20 protein-coding genes are annotated in these 21,148 nt (G+C 43.3%); 11 read left to right on the top strand and 9 right to left on the bottom strand.

Translation table 11 applies throughout. The annotated features are described in order from the left end of the window. Positions 1-145 precede the first annotated feature (145 nt). Together ubiG and MARME_RS07340 are read left to right on the top strand one after the other, a co-directional pair. On the top strand, positions 146-871 hold the full coding sequence (ubiG, locus tag MARME_RS07345; RefSeq protein WP_013660634.1) for a bifunctional 2-polyprenyl-6-hydroxyphenol methylase/3-demethylubiquinol 3-O-methyltransferase UbiG: 726 nt from the start codon (positions 146-148) through the stop codon (positions 869-871). A gap of 57 nt (positions 872-928) precedes the next feature. Continuing rightward, positions 929-1,678 carry a YciK family oxidoreductase gene (locus tag MARME_RS07340; RefSeq protein ID WP_013660633.1) on the top strand — a complete coding sequence of 250 codons (750 nt, stop codon included), beginning with the start codon at positions 929-931 and terminating at the stop codon, positions 1,676-1,678. 148 nt (positions 1,679-1,826) lie between these two features. On the opposite strand, the gene MARME_RS07335 is transcribed toward MARME_RS07340, so the two are convergent. Together MARME_RS07335 and fabV are read right to left on the bottom strand one after the other, a co-directional pair. Continuing rightward, on the bottom strand, positions 1,827-2,432 hold the full coding sequence (locus MARME_RS07335) for a hypothetical protein (RefSeq protein WP_013660632.1): 606 nt from the start codon (positions 2,430-2,432) through the stop codon (positions 1,827-1,829). Positions 2,433-2,576: 144 nt separating this feature from the next. Further along, positions 2,577-3,779 (bottom strand): enoyl-ACP reductase FabV, encoded by a 1,203-nt coding sequence (fabV, locus tag MARME_RS07330; RefSeq protein ID WP_013660631.1) that lies wholly within the window; start codon positions 3,777-3,779, stop codon positions 2,577-2,579. A 137-nt stretch (positions 3,780-3,916) separates the two neighbouring features. On the opposite strand from fabV, the gene MARME_RS07325 reads away from it, so the two are divergent. Beyond that, a complete protein-coding gene (locus MARME_RS07325; RefSeq protein ID WP_013660630.1) occupies positions 3,917-5,182 on the top strand; it encodes a glycosyltransferase family 4 protein in 1,266 nt (421 codons plus the stop codon). Positions 5,183-5,221: 39 nt separating this feature from the next. On the opposite strand, the gene MARME_RS07320 is transcribed toward MARME_RS07325, so the two are convergent. From MARME_RS07320 to MARME_RS07300, 5 genes are all read right to left on the bottom strand, one after another. After that, positions 5,222-5,419 carry a DUF1289 domain-containing protein gene (locus MARME_RS07320; RefSeq protein WP_013660629.1) on the bottom strand — a complete coding sequence of 66 codons (198 nt, stop codon included), beginning with the start codon at positions 5,417-5,419 and terminating at the stop codon, positions 5,222-5,224. Positions 5,420-5,589: 170 nt separating this feature from the next. Next, complete coding sequence (locus MARME_RS07315; RefSeq protein ID WP_013660628.1) at positions 5,590-6,306, bottom strand: YebC/PmpR family DNA-binding transcriptional regulator; 717 nt, start codon at positions 6,304-6,306, stop codon at positions 5,590-5,592. Positions 6,307-6,395: 89 nt separating this feature from the next. Next, positions 6,396-7,571, bottom strand: a complete 1,176-nt coding sequence (locus MARME_RS07310) for an aminotransferase-like domain-containing protein (RefSeq protein ID WP_013660627.1) — start codon at positions 7,569-7,571, stop codon at positions 6,396-6,398. 152 nt (positions 7,572-7,723) lie between these two features. Further along, on the bottom strand, positions 7,724-8,602 hold the full coding sequence (locus MARME_RS07305; RefSeq protein WP_013660626.1) for an acyltransferase: 879 nt from the start codon (positions 8,600-8,602) through the stop codon (positions 7,724-7,726). A gap of 115 nt (positions 8,603-8,717) precedes the next feature. Next, positions 8,718-9,041, bottom strand: coding sequence for a hypothetical protein (locus tag MARME_RS07300; protein ID WP_013660625.1), 324 nt, complete (start codon positions 9,039-9,041; stop codon positions 8,718-8,720). A gap of 345 nt (positions 9,042-9,386) precedes the next feature. Between MARME_RS07300 and MARME_RS07295 the strand changes: the two genes are divergently transcribed. The 7 genes from MARME_RS07295 (at position 9,387) to MARME_RS07265 (ending at position 17,133) form a co-directional block, all read left to right on the top strand. After that, entirely contained in the window at positions 9,387-10,751 is a 1,365-nt protein-coding gene (locus MARME_RS07295; RefSeq protein WP_223295036.1) for an ATP-binding protein, read from the top strand. A 20-nt stretch (positions 10,752-10,771) separates the two neighbouring features. Continuing rightward, positions 10,772-11,449, top strand: a complete 678-nt coding sequence (locus tag MARME_RS07290; RefSeq protein ID WP_013660623.1) for a response regulator — start codon at positions 10,772-10,774, stop codon at positions 11,447-11,449. Positions 11,450-11,569: 120 nt separating this feature from the next. Then, a complete protein-coding gene (locus MARME_RS07285) occupies positions 11,570-12,520 on the top strand; it encodes an AEC family transporter (RefSeq protein ID WP_013660622.1) in 951 nt (316 codons plus the stop codon). A gap of 371 nt (positions 12,521-12,891) precedes the next feature. After that, positions 12,892-13,815, top strand: a complete 924-nt coding sequence (locus tag MARME_RS07280) for a hypothetical protein (protein ID WP_013660621.1) — start codon at positions 12,892-12,894, stop codon at positions 13,813-13,815. A gap of 23 nt (positions 13,816-13,838) precedes the next feature. Then, the gene (locus tag MARME_RS07275; protein WP_013660620.1) at positions 13,839-14,375 is read left to right on the top strand and encodes a flavodoxin; all 537 of its coding nucleotides are present in this window, start codon (positions 13,839-13,841) and stop codon (positions 14,373-14,375) included. 224 nt (positions 14,376-14,599) lie between these two features. After that, positions 14,600-14,914, top strand: coding sequence for a DUF3301 domain-containing protein (locus MARME_RS07270; protein WP_013660619.1), 315 nt, complete (start codon positions 14,600-14,602; stop codon positions 14,912-14,914). Positions 14,915-15,246: 332 nt separating this feature from the next. Continuing rightward, entirely contained in the window at positions 15,247-17,133 is a 1,887-nt protein-coding gene (locus MARME_RS07265) for a methyl-accepting chemotaxis protein (protein WP_041647807.1), read from the top strand. A gap of 99 nt (positions 17,134-17,232) precedes the next feature. On the opposite strand, the gene gltX is transcribed toward MARME_RS07265, so the two are convergent. Beyond that, positions 17,233-18,714, bottom strand: a complete 1,482-nt coding sequence (gene gltX / locus MARME_RS07260; RefSeq protein ID WP_041648374.1) for a glutamate--tRNA ligase — start codon at positions 18,712-18,714, stop codon at positions 17,233-17,235. A gap of 132 nt (positions 18,715-18,846) precedes the next feature. Continuing rightward, positions 18,847-19,650, bottom strand: a complete 804-nt coding sequence (gene xni, locus MARME_RS07255) for a flap endonuclease Xni (protein WP_013660616.1) — start codon at positions 19,648-19,650, stop codon at positions 18,847-18,849. Between the two features lie 196 nt (positions 19,651-19,846). Here xni and MARME_RS07250 point away from each other — a divergent pair, with 196 nt between their 5' ends. After that, positions 19,847-21,106, top strand: coding sequence for an SIMPL domain-containing protein (locus MARME_RS07250; protein WP_013660615.1), 1,260 nt, complete (start codon positions 19,847-19,849; stop codon positions 21,104-21,106). The last annotated feature ends 42 nt before the right edge of the window (positions 21,107-21,148 follow it).

Here is a 21,148-nt window from a genome sequence, read left to right as displayed (position 1 = left end):
ACCGTGACAAGCCTTTGTTTTTTTGTAGTCATTGCATCCTAAGTCGTTATAATGCCGAAAGTTAATAAGAAATTTTTTTCATCTGTAAGCACCTCTCAAGCGTAAAAAGCCTACAGAGCCGTTAGATTTTATGCAGGATATAACAATGACTGAACACCACACATCAAGCCTGAACGTTGACCAAGAAGAGATTGCCAAGTTTGAAGCGCTCGCAAGCAAATGGTGGGACAAGAACAGCGAATTTAAACCACTGCATGAAATCAATCCTCTTCGCGTCAACTACATAAACGAACGCAGTCCGCTAGATGGCAAAAAAGTCATCGATGTTGGTTGTGGTGGCGGTATTCTTTCTGAATCCATGGCACTCATGGGAGCGAACGTTAGAGGCATAGATATGGGTGAAGCCCCGTTGGGCGTTGCCTCTTTGCACGCAAAAGAAAGTGGTGTCGATGTCGCCTACGAACAAATAACAGCGGAAGAAATCGCCGAGCGAGACAGCGAACAATACGACATTGTTACCTGCCTTGAAATGCTAGAACATGTTCCTGACCCGGCATCTGTCATAAAAGCATGCATGAAGCTTTGTAAACCGGGTGGTCACGTTTATTTCTCGACAATAAACCGCAATCCAAAAGCCTATCTTTTTGCCATTGTAGGCGCAGAATACATTCTTGGCTTGCTTCCTAAAGGAACTCACGACTATGCTAAGTTTATACAGCCAGCAGAACTCAACAATTTTTCACGTAACGCTGGGCTAGACGTTCAACACATGACAGGCTTAACGTACAACCCACTCACCAAAGTATATAAATTAAATGACCGCGACGTTTCAGTTAACTACATGATGCACACACAGAAGCCTCATTCTTAACAACACGAGAAGCCACCAGCAGCATCTATACTGAACGACAGCGAATGGAGGTAACATATGCTAGATTACGAAGCCCCTAAAGCGCTATTAGAAGGCAAAACCGTACTCGTTACTGGTGCTGGAGACGGCATAGGAAAGGAAGCAGCTTTACAGTATGCAGCACATGGTGCAACCGTAATTTTACTCGGCCGCACCCCTAAAAAGCTTGAAGACGTTTACGACTTAATTGAAGAACAAGGCTATCCACAACCCGCCATTGTGCCCATCAACCTTGAGAATGCCAATGAGCACGACTATCAAGAGCTTGCCAACACGCTGTCAACTGAATTCCCTCAACTAGACGGCCTGCTATTGAACGCAAGCGTTTTAGGCACACGAACCCCGCTTTCCGACTATGACTCCGAAACATTTGAGCAAGTAATGAAAGTGAACGTGAACAGTCAATTCATGCTCACGCAATCACTCATCCCACTTTTGAGAAACTCCAACAGTGCATCCATCATTTTCACAACCTCCACTGTCGGCAGAAAAGCACGCGCATTTTGGGGAGCTTACTCTATTTCAAAATTCGCAACAGAAGCAATGATGCAGCTTTTTTCAGAAGAGCTTGCTCAAACCAGTAATATTCGTGTCAATGCAATAAACCCTGGCGCCACTCGAACAAACATGAGAGCATGCGCCTACCCAGCGGAAGACCCGCAAACACTCAAATCCCCCGAAGAGCTGATGCCGCTCTATTTATACTTAATGGGGAAAGATAGCGAAAGCACCAATGGCTGCTCAGTGGACGCACAGCCGAAAAATTAGACTAAAAACGGCACACAAGAGCCATGGCATCGAAATACCCAAGCCAATAAAAACAAAAAAAGAGCGTGAATCGCTCTTTTTTTGTTTTTATATCAGAAGAGGCCTTTTTAAGAAAGACCTCTCACTCTAACTATATAGCCACCAGCTATTAGCCACCAATAAGCTGCTCTAACTTCTCTTCATCACTCATCTCCGCCCTATCTTGCGGCGACTCATCCGCAGCTTGATTAGACGTCGCAGGCTTCGTCCCGATTACACGATTACCAGGTGTCACTTCAGAGAACTCACCAACGTCAGGAGCCAATGATTCAGTCTCGTCAGGTTGAGGATTTAACGCCTGCTGATCCTCCTGCAGCTTTTGCAGTTGATCTCCAAAAATTCCGACCTCCGGCATCATGCTCAAACGTTTTTCCTGTATTTCTTCAGGAATATTCCCTGTAAACAGAACCGTAAAGGGAGCCTCTCGGGTACGACGGTTTACCTCATCGTATATTTCCTGCTCCTTTTTGGCCAACTGCACCTCTTCAATATAGGAGCGAGAAGTCGAACCAGAAGACACGATAACGTTAGGCCCCAATTCAAGCTTTGGTTTTTCCGCTGGAATAACCTCTACCTCCAAAGGAGAACTCGTGACCACTTGATGAGTACCGCGATACACATGATCGCCATAAATAATATCCACCGGCTTTTGCTCGACTCTTTGAGCTTGCACACAAAAAGGCAGTAGTAACGATACTATTAGCAGATATTTCATTTTTCACTCACTCAAGCTCAACCTAATGGACACTATAGAAAATACTACCCACAAAAAAAAGGAGGCACAGCCTCCTTTTACAAAAAATATCAGGTTAGAACACGAAACTCTAACAACGAGAGTCTATGCCTACCAAGTGAATACTTAGAGAGTGTGAACGTCAAACTCAACAAGAGGATTAACATCCTCTTCGTAATCCACACCGTCTAAACCAAATCCAAACAGCTTTAAGAATTCATCTTTATAAAGCTGATAATCCGTTTCGGCAAATAAGTTTTCATCATTAATCTGTGCCCAAAGGTCTCGACAAGCTTGCTGAACATCTTCACGCAACTCCCAGTCATCCACACGCAAACGGTTCTTGTCATCAGTCAACTCAGACGGCGTATTGTCATTGTATAAGCGCTCAGCAAACAAACGATATACCTGTTCCATACAACCTTCATGCAAGCCTTTCTCACGCATCACCTTGAAAACCATAGCAAGATACAAAGGCATAACAGGAATAGCTGAAGACGCTTGCGTAACAACAGATTTTAACACCGCAACATTCGCACCGCCCGACAAAGACACCAACTTAGAATCAATTTCGTGTGCAGCACGATCCAAATCCTCTTTCGCCTTACCAAGTGCACCGTGCCAATAAATAGGCCACGTAATGTCAGAACCGATGTAAGAATAAGCAACCGTTCTAACACCATCAGCCAACACACCAGCCTCTTGCAGCGCTGACATCCAAAGTTCCCAGTCTTGACCACCCATAACGGTTGTTGTTGCCGCAACTTCTTCTTCGGTTGCAGGTTCAATTTCCGCGTCAATAATCACATCGCGATTAGTATCGATAGCAGTCGAGCGGTAAGTTTCGCCGATTGGCTTCAATACAGAGCGAACCACTTCTCCTGTATCTGGCAATTTACGCACTGGAGATGCCAGCGAGTAGACAACCATATCAATTTGCCCTAAGTCTTCTTTGATCAGCTCAATGACTTTTTCACGCGCCTCGTTAGAAAACGCATCGCCATTAATGCTTTTAGAATATAGACCTTCTTCCTTTGCAAACTTATCGAAAGCCGCTGCATTATACCAACCAGCAGTACCCGACTTTCTCTCTGTCCCAGGCTTTTCAAAGAACACACCAATTGTCGCAGCACCACTACCAAATGCAGCAGCAATGCGAGAAGACAAGCCATAACCACTAGAGGAGCCAATAACCAACACGCGCTTAGGGCCGTTTTCGATCGCCCCCTTCGCCTTAGTCATTTCAATTTGCTCTTTAACGTTTTTCTCACAACCAACTGGGTGGGTTGTAGTACATATAAAACCACGAATCTTTGGTTTGATGATCATAGCTAACTCTCATTACCGTCCGTTATTGTCGCCACCATGCCACTTAATCTAGGCAAAGGGACATGAAAATTGGCGCTATGATACAATATGGCTTTTAAAAAGTCCTCTTTACAAATCAATTTGGAAGTCTATCCACAGTGAATACTCCCCTTCATGTTTTAATCATCGGTTACGTTTGGCCTGAACCAAACTCCTCTGCAGCGGGCTACCGAATGCTTCAATTAATACAAAGCTTTCGAAAAAGTGAATGGAAAGTATCGTTTGCAACACCCGCTCAGCCGACCGAACATATGACGGATTTAAGCACCCATCAAGTCACTTGCCATAGCATCCAAGTGAACGACGACACCTTTAATCAATTCATTGCGGACGCTAACGCCGACATCGTTGTCTTTGACCGCTTTATGATGGAAGAGCAATTTGGTTGGCGAGTAGAAAAACACTCTCCAAACAGCTTACGCGCCCTCAATACAGAGGACTTGCACTCACTTCGAGAAGCACGCCACAACGCGATAAAACAAAACAGTACATTCAACATTGAAGACATGCACAGTGACATTGGTATAAGAGAAATCGCCGCAATACACCGCAGTGATTTGACACTCATGGTCTCAGAGCACGAATGCAAGATATTACAAGAACACTTTCATGTCCCTGCGTCACACGTTATGCACTTACCCTTTATGACACACTCACTGTCAGAAGAGGAAAAAGCGTTGCGCCCATCATTCGAAAATCGACAACATTTAATTTGGATAGGCAACTTTCGCCATGCGCCAAATTGGGACGCCGTCCTACAGCTAAAGCAGACATTTTGGCCAGCCATTAGAAAGAAGCTAAAAGAAAACGGACTCAGTGACGTCGAGCTGCATATCTATGGCGCATACCCCCCACCAAAAGCCACACAACTACACAACGAAAAAGAGCGCTTTTTGATCAAAGGCTGGGCAGAAAACGTGACTGACGTGATGCAGAACGCAAAACTCTGCGTCGCCCCTATTCGCTTTGGGGCTGGCATTAAAGGCAAACTCTACGACGCCATGCTCTGCGGCACACCAAGCATAACATCACCCATTGGCGCTGAATCAATGCATGGCTCACTACCATGGAACGGTATCATAACAAGCGACATCGAGGAGTTTGCATCGGCAACCGCGTCACTGTACCAAGACCAAGAAAGCTGGAACCTAATGCAGAAAAATGGAGATCGAATCATTGAAGAAAAATATGAAATTAACCACTGGGAACCCAGCCTGATAAAACGACTCAAACTGCAACTCAGTCTAAAAGAGCCACTTAGGAACGCCCATTTTCTAGGAAAGATGATGAGACATCACAGCATGAAGAGCACGCAATACATGTCGCAGTGGATCACACTCAAAAATAACCCAACAAACGACTAATAAAGAGAAATAAACACAGGCGAGAAAAAGCAAAGACACTTAATTTGCTACAAAAGCACTCGCCTGCTCCCTCTCCTTAACCAACTCAAGCACCTCTTGCTGCTCCCGCCCAGTCATCCGCCCCCATGTCGCTATCTCCATGCCAGTGCGATAACAACCAACACAGACATCATCATCATTAAGAAAGCACACGTTCACACAAGGAGAAAGCTGACGATCTTGCTCTAATTTACTCACAGTTAATGTATCCAAACTTTTTGAATGTTTAAAAATAAAAGGGCCTTGCTACTACATCTATAAACCGTAGTCCCAAGACCCTAATACGCTTACCATGCAAACATTACATGCAGCGGCGACCACTTCTTTTTGCTAACTCAGTGGCATTACTTCAGCAACACTCACTCAATCTAATATTCAGCGTTATGGAAAACACGTTGAACATCATCCAGATCATTCAATAAATCAAGAAAGCGCTCAAACTGCTCAACCGTTTCACCTGAAATTTCAGTCGTCACCTGAGGCACAAATTGAATTTCGTCCACGTCAAACTCAACACCAGGATACGCCTCTAAGATCGCCGCACGCGCTTTACCGTATTCATTGTTTGGTGTAAAGACGGTTGCTTTGCCCTCTTCAAGCTCAATGTCAGTGACATCAACATCCGCCATCATCAAGGCTTCCAACACCGCTTCTTCGTCTTCTGCAGAGAACACAAAAATAGCAGAATGATCAAACATGTGAGAAACACTACCCTGCGTCCCTATCTTGCTTTTGACCTTATTGAAACAGGTTCTTACATCACCAAAAGTACGATTAGGGTTGTCCGACAAACAGTCCACGATCACCATTGTATTGCCAGGACCAAAGCCTTCATAGCGAGCAGTATCAAAGTCTTCCCCACCGCCGCCTTGCGCTTTATCGAGTGCTTTATCGATAACATGACCTGGTACTTGGTCTTTTTTTGCACGATCGATCAAACTGCGTAGAGCTAGGTTACCGTTTGGATCACCACCACCAGATTTAGCACAAACGTAAATTTCGCGTCCGTATTTACTGTAGACTTTTGCTTTCTGATCCGATGTTTTCGCCATCGACTCTTTACGGTTTTGATAGGCTCTGCCCATTACTCATTCCTATTCTTTGACGTTCTAAAACCCAAATTTTAACCTGAGTCGATGGTTTATGGGAAGGCGCGATGCCAACCAGAGCAAAATTACAGGGACTCATCCATGATTTCTTTAATGACATCCGCCAAGATAGAAATCGCATTTGACACATCTTCCTCTGATACGCGAGCAAAACTGAGGCGCAAATAACCATCACTTAATTCGGACGCATTCGCGAAAAAAGGCAAACCAGGCAACACCAATACTTTTCGCTCCAGCGCCTGACGCAAAACTCGATCAGAAAAGACGCCACTTGGCAGTTTTACCCAAAAAAACATGCCGCCTGCTGGAAGCGAATAACTCACCAACCCAGATAGATTAACGTCTATTGCTCGCGCCATTGCGTCCCTTTTTTGCGCATACACTCTTCTCAATTTTTTAATATGCTCAGGATAAGCGCCAGAAACAAGGTATTCTGAAATCATAAGTTGGCCGAGACGGTTTGTATGTAGATCTGCTGCCTGCTTAATCTTAACCAAATAAGGAACCAACGCTTCGCAAGAGACAACATAACCCGTTCGCATTCCAGGCCACAATACCTTAGAAAAACTCCCCATGTAGACCCAAGGCGCTGTCTCTAAATAATGCGTAATAGGAGTTCGATCAACATCCTCATAACATAAGTCGAAATATGGATCGTCCTCGATAAGCAATACCCCCTTCTCATCCAACAACGCTGCAATCTCAACACGACGACGCTTGCTATAACAATGACCTGCAGGGTTTTGAAAGTTCGGAATTAAGTAGACTGCCTTTGGCTGATATTCTTCAATAGCACGACGCAACGCATCGGGCACCAGTCCAAACTCATCTGATCGAACGTCTTTTATTTGGGCACCTTGCAGCTCAAATACCTGAATTGCGGCAAGATAGGTGGGTTGTTCAGTCAAAATAATGGAGTTTTCGTCGAGAACAATACGACTAACAAGATCCAACGCCTGCTGAGAGCCATTTGTCACAAGTACTTGGTTATCCTCAACAGCCACACCTCTTTCCTTCACAATCTCAGCGATTTGGTGACGTAGCCGCCCCTCACCTTCAGAAGGGCCATATTGCTGACTCACTTCCAACGCCTCGATCGCAGGATAAGACGGCATATATTTTTCGTCAGGTAATCCTCCGGCTAACGAAAGAATATCTGGTTGTTGAGAATAATGAAGTAACTCTCGCACAAGCGAGCTTTCCATTTTTTGTGCTTTGGGAGTAAGGAGTTTCGAAAGCATTATAGGGCGGCCTTTTTTAAATCTTAAATTTTCGTGTTGGTGATAAAAAATTTAAGAGATAACAAAAAGAAGCAACAGGCACAGTAATCGAAAAATCACACCATACAGTCTAGTCGCTATTCCGTTTAACGCGCTTTTCCCTTTAACGCACTTTATTGGTTAGCAGTATGAATAAGCCTGTCTTTTTCATCCCATAGTACGTTAACCCATTTTTGGAAGCTGGCCTTATATTGCTCGTCAGTTTGATAATCGCCAATCAAGCTTTCATCGACCGTAATTTCCCGAACATAGACTTTCACAGCCTTAACCCGACCACCCAAATAATCGACAAAGCTTGGAACACCTTCTGGGTAGACAATCGTAATATCCAAGAGTTTATGAATTCTTCCCCCCATAGCACTCAAAGCGAAAGACAATCCACCCGCTTTAGGTCTCAAGAGGTGTGAGTAAGGGCTTTTTTGTTTCGCGTACTTTTGGCGAGTAAAGCGAGTCCCTTCAAGAAAGTTCATAATTGCCACTGGCGAATCTTTAAATTTTTCACACGCTTTACGCGTCACTTCGATGTCCTTTCCCCGTAAATGAGGATGCTTAGTTAGCATTGTCTTACTAAAACGGCGCATAAAAGGAAAATCTAAAGCCCACCAAACGAGACCAATAAAAGGAACCCAAATAAGCTCTTTCTTTAAAAAGAATTTTATAAATGGAATGCGGCGGTTGAAGACTCGCTGCAATACAAGAATATCAACCCAAGATTGATGGTTTGCCACAAGCATATACCAATCATTTTCCTTGAGTTCCCTAACGCCATTAACCTCAATTTCTCCGGCACTTGTACTCTTCTGGACAAGGTTGTTCACCGAAATCCAGAACGACGCAATGGCATTTAACGAACGATTAGACGCTTTTCGAATAAATAAAAGAGGAACACAGAGCTTAATAAGCCCCAACAGCATGACAGGAAGGAAACAAAGCAGTGTATTGAAAGCCAGAGCGGCGGCACTCAATACAACAACACAAACAGTTTTAATCATTATAATTATTCTCTATATCTTTTCTGATATGATAATAACAAAATAACATAACAAGAAAAACGCTTTATGGTAAAACCATCGCATGATCAACTGGGCTCATAAAAAGTCCAATTTTTCATGCATCTACTTTCCCTGTGTAAAACAAGGCTATTGCCATTTTCAAAAGGTAAGGCTTAAAAATATCCTCCAACTCAGATCGAAGTAACAAAGACAATAGAAAAGGCATCGCGATACAAATAGGAACCCATGCCCCCACCACAACACTTAGAGGCCCCACAAAAAGCGCACTGATCAACCCAAGAACAACAAGCACCTTTATTACAGCAGTCCGACTTTTTAATATTCCAGAATCAATCAATGTATGAAAAACCGCTCTACGTCGCGTCTTCTTATCTAGCCTGCGAATCAAATCAACGTTGTGGAATTGTAGTGGAACCATAGAAACAACCGATAATACGTTACTTAATTTAGGGACGCGGATTATAAATTAACCACCAAAACTGTTCAACTTTTAACCATATCAACTTAAGATAGCTCTCTTTCCATTTACATTCCTCATTATTTACACCGAAAAAATGGTGTGAATTCGCAAAAAATGTATAGTAAGCAAAGGGTTCTTATAAAAACGGATGATGACGAGAGCCATCGAAAAGAAAGAAGAGAATTCTAGTAAAGAGCTCTATTTCTGTTAATGAGAAGTTGGCTCACGCCATTTAGTTTGAGGTTAAGTACGCTCTTTATGCGATTTTCACGAAACTTCCAGATAAGACACAAATTATTTGCCGTGTTTGTCTTGAGTAACATTCTACTTATTGTATCCATGTGGCAAGTGTTTCAATGGAGCTTCGACCGAGGCTTTGTCTCTTATGCCACGGAAAGAGATCGCGACTTCCTTGAACAAATGGCCAATAGAACCGCCAACTTATATGTTTATTACGATGATTGGTACTTTCTTGCACAAGAAAGCCGACTTGAAGATCGCTGGCAAAAGCAAAAACTGGAAAACCTAAGAGACTTGATACCGCCACCAAGTACGCCTAATTTGGATTTGATCTACCCATCTCAATATTATCGACAACGGTTTTTGTTATACGATCAAAAAAAGGCGCCTATTATCGGCCATGTCCCCTATACCAAAGCGGAAACACACCCAGTGGTAGTGGAAGGCAAAACCGTTGGCTATGTTGGCTTACGATCGATGCGTGATTTGGTTCAAGATAGAACGCTGAGCTTTGTTCGCCAACAAGGAGAAGCATTTTTATTGATCTCGGCCTTCATGCTCATCATTGCCGCCGTTTTGACATGGCCACTTGCTCAATGGTTAAGCAAACCAATCAGTACATTACGTGCGGCCGCTAAACGCTTATCTGCTGGACAGTTCGACACGCGCATCCAAATTCGAGGAACTGACGAGCTTGCCGACTTAGGGCGAGATTTCAACCACCTCGCCTCTACCCTTGACCACATGCGTGACGCTCGTAGAAAATGGGTCGCGGATACCGCTCATGAATTACGAACACCTGTCGCGATTCTTCGAGGTGAAATTGAGGCAATGCAAGACGGTATTATCAAGGTATCACCGGATTCTCTCGCGTCATTGCAGCATGAGACCATTCACATCGCAAGATTGATTGACGACCTGAACCAACTATCAATGCACGACATGGGCAGTCTCAGCTATCAAATGGAAGACTCGGATTTAGAGCACTTATTAGAGCAAGCCGTGAACTCAATGCTCTTACAACTTGATGAGGCAAATATAAACGTTAAGTTGAACAACGAGTGTAAATCTCCGATTATGGTATGTGGCGATACTGACCGTCTACATCAGTTATTCACAAATTTAATGAACAACTCGCTTAAATACACGAATGCGCCAGGCGAGATAAAAATCACCTTAAAGAAACAAAACAAGAAAGCCGTTGTCCTTTTAGAGGATACACCTCCAGGTGTATCGGATGAGGACCTGACAAAAATATTTGATCAATTTTTCAGAGTAGAAAACTCAAGAAACCGAGCAACAGGTGGACGAGGCCTAGGCTTGGCAATATGCACCAGCATTATTGAAGGTCATCAAGGGTCTATCGAGGCTTACCATGCACCAACGGGTGGATTGGGTATACGCGTTGAACTACCTTTAACTAATTAATGGATATTTGGAATCGCATTATGAGTAAAGTACTAATTGTCGAAGATGAACCAAAATTAGCAGAATTAATGAGTGCCTACCTAGAACAGGCAGGTTATGAGCATCACCACCTAGAACGCGGTGATATCGTCGTAGACTATGTAAAAAGCAACCAAGTTGACCTAATTCTACTTGACCTTATGTTACCAGGCCTAGACGGAATTGAAGTGTGTAAACAGGTACGTCAGTTCAGCGGCATCCCTATTATTATGGTGACGGCTAAAGCAGAAGAAATCGATCGCCTAATCGGCCTTGAAATGGGAGCGGATGATTACGTATGTAAACCATTTAGCCCTCGTGAAGTAGTGGCACGCGTTAAAGCGAACCTGCGCCGTGTAGAGCTTGATCATATTGAATCTCCTAAAACAGACGGCTTTGACCTAGATGCAGATCGTTTACGAGCGACCTACAAAGGCGAACTGATCGACCTAACAACAGTAGAGTTCCAGTTATTGCAACTTTTGATCAAAGAGCCAGGTCGAGTATTTGGTCGTGACTTGATTATGAAAAGCATCTACTCAGATAGCCGCGTCGTTAGTGACCGAACCATTGATAGCCACATCAAAAAGCTGCGGAAGAAGATCTCAGCAGTCGCACCGGAGCTTAATGTAATCCACTCGGTATACGGTGCAGGATACCGCTTCGAAAACAACGACTAGTTAGATACGGAAACAAAGAAAAACATACGCTTATTGACCTCTTAGGAGGTCATGAGGGTAACCTAGTGAACGACGGCCAAATGGCCATAATAGATAAGCGAGATTATAAGGGAGGGTAAATTGTCAGATTTTTTAAGCACAATAGCGTTCTCTTTCTCTATTACTGCGCCGATCTTTCTGATCATGATCCTTGGCATCGTTCTCTTTCGGCTGCGCGTTATCAATGACAACTTCAATGATGTTTCGTCTAAGCTCGTTTTTAATATTACGCTGCCCGCTTTACTCTTTATCAATATCTCTAAGACACCCATCAGTGCCGCAACCAACTATTCATTAGTTTTGTACGGCATTGTCGCTACTGTAGTGTGTTATCTCTTCCTAGAAGTTATCTCCAGCTACATCGTACCCAAAAAAGAAGATCGCGGTGTTTTCATTCAAGGCGCTTTTCGTTCTAACATGGGTATTATTGGGCTAGCCTATTGTCTAAACGCCTATGGAGAAGAGGTTTTCTCCGTCGCGTCTATCTACCTTGGGGGCGTCACGATTCTTTATAATATTTTGTCTGTGATTTGCCTGAACCGATCATTGAGCGCCAACAAAAGTTTGAAAAAAACCGTACTGGCTATTTTTAAAAACCCGCTCATTATCGCCATCGTAACAGCTCTTGTATTCTCTAAACTGAATTTACACTTGCCGAACACCATCTACAAAGTTGGCAACTACTTCGCCCAAATGACACTACCGTTAGCATTATTATGCGCAGGCGCGACCCTTAATTTTGGAGAAATGAAACGAGGCATACGCATAGCAGCCTACGCTTCGATAGGGAAACTAATACTCGTGCCTTTCTTTATTACATTAGGTGCCATACTGCTAGGATTTAGAGGTATGGAATTGGGTGCAATATGCCTTCTCTCTTCTGCCCCAGCAGCATCCGCCAGCTACATCATGGTTAGAGCGGTCGGTGGCAATGCCCCGCTTGCCGCCAATATAATTGCAATAACAACACTTGCCTCAATCTTTTCTACCAGTGTTGGTATTACCATTCTCAAGACACTCTCTCTTATCTAATCTCTCTTCTATTTAAGCTCTATTTTATAAAACTCTATCCTATATAAGCGCTCCCCAAACTTAATAAGTAACGTCTACGTCACTTTGCTTTTTTAAAGCAGTCCAGAACACCTACATGAAGCCTTTGCACGACAACCACATCCTCCAATACAGTGTTTAAAAGGGACTCAAAATATTCATTTACAACACATAAACTCCGCCTCCTCTCCTATTTTTGCCCGCCGCAGTGTCACTCGTGACCATGCATGCAGACCTCCCCATAAAATAATTATAAATAAAAAGAGTTTTTTAATGAGAACTACTTGCATTTAGATGCATATAGGTATTTAATGATAACCATTATCAAATGATGGCTAATTAAGAGGCTCTCGATGCAAATTTCTATACATGATCTATTTAACGCAGCAGGCAATGTTCAGGATATCTGGTCCCTGTCTGTTACAGGTCATAGAAATACATTGCACCCAGCGCCGGGCGTTACGCTTTTAGAGCAATCTATCTGCGTGTCACGGAATCTTGAGGTTATAGAAGAAGCAAGGCCGGGCCTATATATATCTTTTTACAGCTCGTGCTCGAAGACGCACGCCGACACATCAAAACAGCACTGTGATTCAGACAACAATGAATGCGTTCAAATTACCTATTTACCAAGAAAAGTAGAAGGCGCTTTCCCGCTCAATATAGATACACATTACCACTTAACTCAGATACACCTGACACCTGAACGCTGTGCCGCTTTAACCGGAGAGCCAGAAGATAAAATAATGTCCTACTTCTTAGAAGCGAGCGATGAGCTTGGGAACAGTACAAACGTCGTCAAATTACCTATAACAGAACAACTTAAGCAAGTGATTCAACCTGTTATAGAAAGAAAGCCGAGCACATCTCGAGCCATATCAATGACAGGAAAAATATATAACATGTTTTTCGAAATCATTGAGCATTTACAAATTGTAAAACATATTAATTCGTGCGGAGACTGCCAAAACAAAGTTCTAAATGGGCAAAATTTGTTAGAAGTGGCTTTTTCGTCCAAACACAGCATTGAAAGAACCGCTCAAACTGTCGGGCTTAATCAAACCGCCTTTGAAGTCGGCTTTTTTTACTTGGTAGGGCAAAGTATTTCTACCTACAAAAAACAGATTCGCATTAAGCAAGCTGCATTAGAGCTAAAAAATGCACCAGATAAAAAAGGTAAAATCGTTACTGATACTGGTCTAAGCATGGAAGAGTTCGAAGAGGCTTTCTTAAAACAGTTTGGCATTTTAAGCCATCATTACGGTCAAATTCATTAGAGAAAACAAGGTACATAAGAATAATGGAACAGTCTCCAATCGCTTTAATTTACGGGACAGACACCAATAACACAGAAGAAATTGGTAAAAAAATTGTCACTCAGTTCGAAGATCTGGGTGTCTCAGTAGAAATGTTTAACATCAAAGACACCGATCCAAGCATTATGGAACAATATGACATGCTTATTTTGGGCATCCCAACTTGGGACTTTGGTGGCATTCAAGCTGACTGGGAAGACCTAGGTGACAACTTAGGCTCACTAAACCTAGCCAACAAAACGATCGCACTTTATGGACTAGGGGATCAATTTGGATACGGAGATTACTTTGTCGACGCTATGGGTTGGTTGTATGAAAAATTAAAACCAACTGGTGCCACTTTCATTGGCGAGTGGTCGACTGAAGGTTACGAATTTGAAGCGTCTCGTGCATGCATTAATGGCAAAGAGACATTTATCGGTCTTGCTGTAGATGAAGACCAACAGTTTGAACTCACTGATGAGCGTGTTGAGCAGTGGGTCATCCAACTTTATGCAGAAAGGAGCGTTGAAGCCGCTTAATCATCCGCTGACTGGCCCCAGCATAGACAGACTCATATTTGGATTACCACTCAATCGCTGCCCCGATTGACCGAATAGTAGATGCTGGGAGGATGAGGCTAACACGTCACTGTATAGAGCACGCCCCACCCCTTTTTCTCTCCTGCTTTGGGGGTGGGGGCGTATTTACTCTCGCTGACAAGCACTTTAAGATAAGCTCCCTTCTTAATAAATATAAGACAACAATGTATATCTCTCTTTCAGATATCTGTATTGCATTAGGGCTTGCCTCTATTTTATATGCGTGGTGGGCCAACATAAGAGCGCGAGAATATGCGCTCAGCTATGTCAAAAAGCACTGCCAATCTTTAGACCTTCAGCTTCTTGACGATACGGTGGCTGGCACCAAATGGCGAATATCATGGAAAAATGGCCAGTTTGGCGTTATTAGACAATATGATTTCGAGTTCACGTCAAACGGAATCGCACGCTACCCTGGTAATGTGATCATGACCCCCTCAAGAAAGATGGACATTTGGCTATCGCCTCATCAAATTTAGAGTTTGTAACATTCATTTAGCCAATTAGATATAATCTCCATACATCTTTTACTAATTCGCTCAGGGTACGATAAAAACACCATAGCAACACACTCATTGGTCTACACCAATAACCAATAACCAATAAGTTATCGCGATAGACTGACACTAGAACGCGCATGGGATAAGAAATAATTGCTATTCATATCAATAAAATGCATTTTTACTAAAATTTAAAAAGTACTGATTGCGCATTCTACTAAAATAGCTCTAAAATAAAATCCATAGAACACAACACAAGATATTGTGCTCTAATTAAAAGACATTCCAATAATAACAAAATGGGTGTTCCTATGATTGCCAATTTAGGTTTTCGCGCGAAGCTATTCTCTCTACTTGGTGGAGCTGTAGTGGGCTTCGTTATTGTCACATTTGTCGCACTGCAAGGGCTAAAAGTTCAAGAAAACGCGTCAGGACAATTTGAGCGCACTACCAAGGTACAAGATGACCTTTCAACGCTCGTAATCAAAATGATGGAACAGTATGAGCGACTTTCTAAACTTGATGGCAGCAGTTATCAAGCCTATCTAGATGATATAAATACAACGACAGAACAATACAAACAGGTTTTGGTGAGCGATATTGATTTGCTTACTGACCCCGCTGCGAAAGACCTTGTCACTACAGTAAGCTCCAACTTTGAAACCTACTCTACTTCCTTAGTGACATTAGTTGAAAAAACCAGTGTCGTTGGTTTTAATGGCTCAAGTGGTTTGAAAGGGACAGTCTCCTCTCTTGGCGAAACAACCACAGAAGAAGTGTCCTTCCTAAGTTTGATTAAGCAAGAGTTCTTACCAGTTAGACAGGCTGAAAAAAACTATATTTTCGAGCCATCTCAAGCAAACCGAGACGAGTTCCAAGCTCGATATGACTCTTTCCACAAGCGAATCGTCAACTTTGGGCTAGAAGAGCGTTTCTCGGAAGTCATCACAAACTACATAGCGGCCATTGATAATTTTGGCCAAGCTCACGATGCTCAGATAAAAGCAGAAGCGGCATTTAATAATGCACGTGAAGCATTTAATACAAGCAGACTTGAATCAACCAACTATTTGAAAGAAGCCGTAGCGAAAGCGCGCGAGAACGCATCTGCAAGCTCTCAACAGGCCAGCATCAGCGTGATTACCGTAAGTATTGTAGTCGCCGTCGCAGCCGCTCTACTCATGTTAGCAATTGGCCGTAGCGTGAATGCAACGTTAAGTCAGATCATTCGTGACTTAGGCAAAGTTAAAAATGGCGACCTAACGGCTCGCTTAAATGTCAATCATAAGCGTAACGATGAGTTCGACAGTTTGTGTGGCTCAGTCAATGAAATGACGGGAGGGCTGGACACCGTCATCGGTGAAGTGGTTCATACTACGGGCGACGTCAATAACATGGTCTCTGAGCTAAAAGGCGCAGTCACCAATATCGCTGACAGTAACCGCTCAACCACCGAGCAAACCAATTCTCTCGCCGCTGCAACGGAAGAAATCTCAACGACGATCTCAAGCATTTCATCAACTACGGATGAGTTGAGCAGTCAATCACAGAACACTTACGAATCAGCGGTTGTCGGCTCCAACACAATCAAAGATGCTCTGTCTAATCTTTCAAAAACGATTGAAGTCGTTAATGAAACAAGCGATCAATTGAACTCACTAGGCAAACTGTCGAAAGACATCGACAGCGTTCTTGCCATGATCAATGACTTAGCAAATCAGACCAACCTTCTCGCTCTGAATGCTGCTATTGAGGCAGCGCGTGCAGGCGAAGCAGGACGCGGTTTCTCAGTCGTTGCTGACGAAGTTCGTTCATTGGCCGAAAAAACGGTCGATGCAACGTCTAAGATTACTGACATCGTAAGTACTATTCAGTCTTCAACTCAGACAGCAATCGAAACAATGGAAAGTGGGCAAGAAAACCTACATGCCATTGAAGAGTTCAGTGAAAAAGCAGAGCTTGCGATTCGCGAGATAGAACACAATGCTCAAACCAGTTCAACCTCTTCATCAGATATGGCACGTTCTATTCAGGAAGTCGCAAAAACAGCGATCCACATGAGTGAAGAGATGGACAGAATTGCCCAACGCTTACAACACGACAGTGAATATATAGCGAGCATAGAAGGCAATACGACACAAATTCACGAGCAGGTCGCAAGACTTGATGAGAAAACCAGCGTGTTTACAACGAAGTGAGTCTAGCTGGTTGACGATCTAACGAGTGCATCATATCTCACAAAAAAAGCGCGGCTTCTCAGCTGCGCTTTTTTATTTAGATTATATATTGAGTTTAGACTACAAAGCCTGAAACTCTTTTTCCCAACGTTTCATTTCTTTCTTCGATGGCCCACCCAATACGGTCACCGCTTTACGAAATCTAGCTCGCGTAATATCGGGACCCAAAATAGCCATTGAGTCAAAAACGGAGACCGATGCGGTTGAGCCTGCGATAGCAATGAAAATCGGCGCATTAAAGTCTTTTAACTTAATATCCATTGTCTGTGCCAACTCTTTGATCGTGTCAAAGATATTTTGCTTTTCCCAGCTGCGCAATGCTTCAAGTTTCCACAATGCAAATTGCATTGCTTTACGAAGTGCTTCTCGCTCGATCTTAACGTTTTCGAAGTCTTGCTCCGTGATTGGCAACATACCTTTAAAGAACAAACCTGCAACATCAGCCACATCAGAGAACGTTTCCACCCGAGGAATCACAAGCGGTAAAATCGCATTAATGTATTCTGGTTGGAATGCCCACTCTGCGTATTTTTGAGCAAAGTTTTCAGGCGTTAAATCTTCACGCATCCAAACGCCGTTTAACCAGCTTAATTTCTCAACATCAAATACAGGGCCACCTAACGAAACACGCTGAATATCAAAGTTCTCTATCATTTCGTCCAATGAGAACTTTTCGCGCTCATCAGGCATGGACCAGCCCATGCGTCCAAGATAGTTAACAACGGCTTCTGGCAAATACCCCATACGTTGATAATACAAAATACTGGTAGGGTTTTTACGTTTTGACAATTTCGATTTGTCAGGGTTACGCAACAAAGGCATATGACACAATGTCGGCATATCCCAGCCAAAGTATTGATAAAGAAGAATGTGCTTAGGCGCAGAGTTAATCCACTCTTCACCACGAATCACATGCGTGATTTTCATCAAATGGTCATCAACGACATTCGCCAAATGATAAGTTGGCATGCCATCCGCTTTAAGCAGAACCTGCATATCGACTTGCGCCCAGTCGATTTCAATTTGACCACGAAGCATGTCCTGAAAGACACACGTTCCTTCTTCCGGTATTTTCATACGGATAACGTAAGGAACACCGGCATCCAGCTTCGCCTGAATTTCTTCCTGTGTCAGATTAAGCGCTCGGCCATCATACTTTTGAGGCAAACCGTTGGCTTTTTGCTCATCACGCATGGCATCAAGCTCTTCTGGCGTTTCAAACGCGTAGAAAGCATGACCATTTTCCACTAACTGCATCGCGTATTGACCGTATATATCACCGCGTTCGCTTTGACGGTAAGGACCATGCGGGCCACCAACATCAGGGCCCTCAGCCCAATCCAAACCTAACCAACGCAGCGCATCTAGAATCATTTTTTCCGATTCTGGAGTACTGCGAGTTTGGTCTGTATCTTCAATACGAAGAATAAATTTGCCGCCCATTTTGCGCGCAAACGCCATGTTAAACAATGCAATGTAGGCCGTACCTACATGTGGATCACCAGTTGGTGAAGGAGCTATTCGGGTTCTAACCTCAGACATACCTTTCTCATCAGCAGGGTTAATAAATGCGGCCATTATAATCGTGTTACATCCATCAAGCTACTGCCATCATAAATGACACGAAAAAAACCTGCTAACCATCAAGTTAATCGCTTTTTAGTCCTGTCTAATTCACAGGTTTGTCGAGCGAATTTCTAACTGAGACAACCTAATACCCAAAGAGACATCTTGTCTCAGTGTCACCATTTTTCGAGCCCATAATGCGTGATCTAAATTGCCTTCTAATTGCGATTGAATACGCGCTGACTGTTGCTCAAGATTAGCAAACACGCTTTCAATACTCTGCTCAGCCTGAAATATAGAGGCCGCGGTTTTAGGGCCGATCCCCTTGATACCGGGAATATGATTCGTTGTATCACCAACAAACGCCCAATAGTCCGTCATTTGTTGAGGAAATACACCGTACTTAGCCACCACCCAATCTTTATCGAAACCCTGCTTACCAAAGTAGTCGTACTGATAAATATTTGGCTCCTCTAGCAATTGAGTAAACCCTTTATCCGTCGATACAATGATGCTTTTAACACCACGCTCCGCACTTTTAGAGGCCAATGTGGCAATGATGTCATCCGCCTCCCAACCACTTAGTCGAATACAATGCCAGTGATTAAAACGAAAAACCTTGGCAAAGCCTTCTATGGCCGCAAATAAAGAATCATCCATTGGCGCTCTCCCCAGTTTGTATTCTGGGTACTCGGTGTGTCGCCACGTTTTTTCAGGAGAATCAAACACAATAGCGATATGGGTAGAATCAAATAACTTAACCAGTTTGGCGATGGCATCAATACATGCGCCCTGAACTCTTTCGATACGTCGTATATCGTCTTTCTCACTTTCTAAAGCCGCATACAATCGGCGAATCAGATTGAGACCATCAATTAATAACAATTTTTTGTCAATTTCAGACAGGGGCACTATGCTATGCTCGCAGACAGGAATTAGAAGACGTTACCTCATATTCGACACAGTTTAATTCGTGACACGAAAATAAGGTTTTAATTTTTGAACAAACGCTGAACATTGTGAAACGAGATGTATAACTGCCAAAACAGGACTCGAATACAATGCGACCAACACAATGTTCGCTATAGTCTACCGTTGAGGATCTAATATGTCACACGGAAATGGAACACTACTGCGCGGCAAAAAAAAGACGCTTATTGCAATATTTTCAATTGGAACAAGCATTATTGCACATGCATCAAATCAAACGAATGTCGTGATCGGCCAAAATGGTAGCCAAATAACCGAGTATGCACACTCGGCCCAAGCGCTTAGCTTCACCCCCAATCTTCATTCTTTTATTCCTTTGAGTGCCAACAATACCGTTGTCTCACATGAAACAAGCACCAACCCTTGGTCACACTATTTAAATAAACGTATACATATCACGAGTAAATACCGAGACCTCAGCTTTAAGGGAACGCTCATTTCAGTCAATGGACATTCAATTACTATCCAATATAGCGGCACGTCTGTCACCTTACCTGCTAACGACTTTTATATAATGGGCAATAAAGCGGCTCCTGACGCAACCTCTTCCGCCATTCATATCCCTAACGACGGCCTAGTGACGTACCACACCGATGAGCTTAGCTGGAAACCAGCTCTTACCTTGGTGTTCGACGAAAATGATGTGTCTGTGATTCAGCAAGCCCTAATATCCAATACCGGTAGCAAACCTCAATCACTAAAAGCGCCCTATTTAAATTATCGTCCACAAGGGGCCCCGGTGATGGAAATGAAGAGCGCAAGAGTCAGTGCGATGGCAGACACCAGTGTCGCCCCGACCTATCAGGAAAACCAGATTACATACCGATTGACAGAGCAATATTATCTGCCAGCTTACACCGATACCATGATCACGCTCAAAAATGAGACTTACCCGATTGATTCAAAGGTCAATGTAGGTAGCGTATATGCTTACCCTAATCAATCAGGCCCTCGCCCCATTACTTTCAACCAAACAACCACCTTCACACTTAAAGATGAGAGTGTCAGCGGTACCTACAAAACATTGTGGCGACAAAATGAGCGTTATGTCGCCGGTCAACCCGTCATGATCCGAAGTGCGCGCTCGAATCAAAAAGTCGATGTGGTCACCAGTAAGAGCTACGACCTGATTGGCACATTAAAACTGATAAACACCACCAGCCGAAAGCTTCCAGCATCTCAAACATGGGAATTAGAAGTCAAAAACTATTCAGACATCAGACAACGAATGGAGTTTACTCATCAAGCAAACGGCATTATTCGATCTGTGTCATCGAGTCACCTTAAGATCAATTCAAACAACACGATTCTCTTTAACAGAGAGCTCGCTCCGAACGAAAAATACATCGTTCGATATCAGATAAGTGTGACCGAATAACGCGTTTTTTCACATTAGGCTTGATCAGTAAATATTAATGTA

Source organism: Marinomonas mediterranea MMB-1 (assembly GCF_000192865.1).
In the GTDB taxonomy this organism is placed as follows: Bacteria; Pseudomonadota; Gammaproteobacteria; order Pseudomonadales; family Marinomonadaceae; genus Marinomonas; species Marinomonas mediterranea.
The sequence above is the reverse complement of the archived record's forward strand: the minus strand, read 5'-3'. Positions and strand labels throughout refer to the sequence as shown.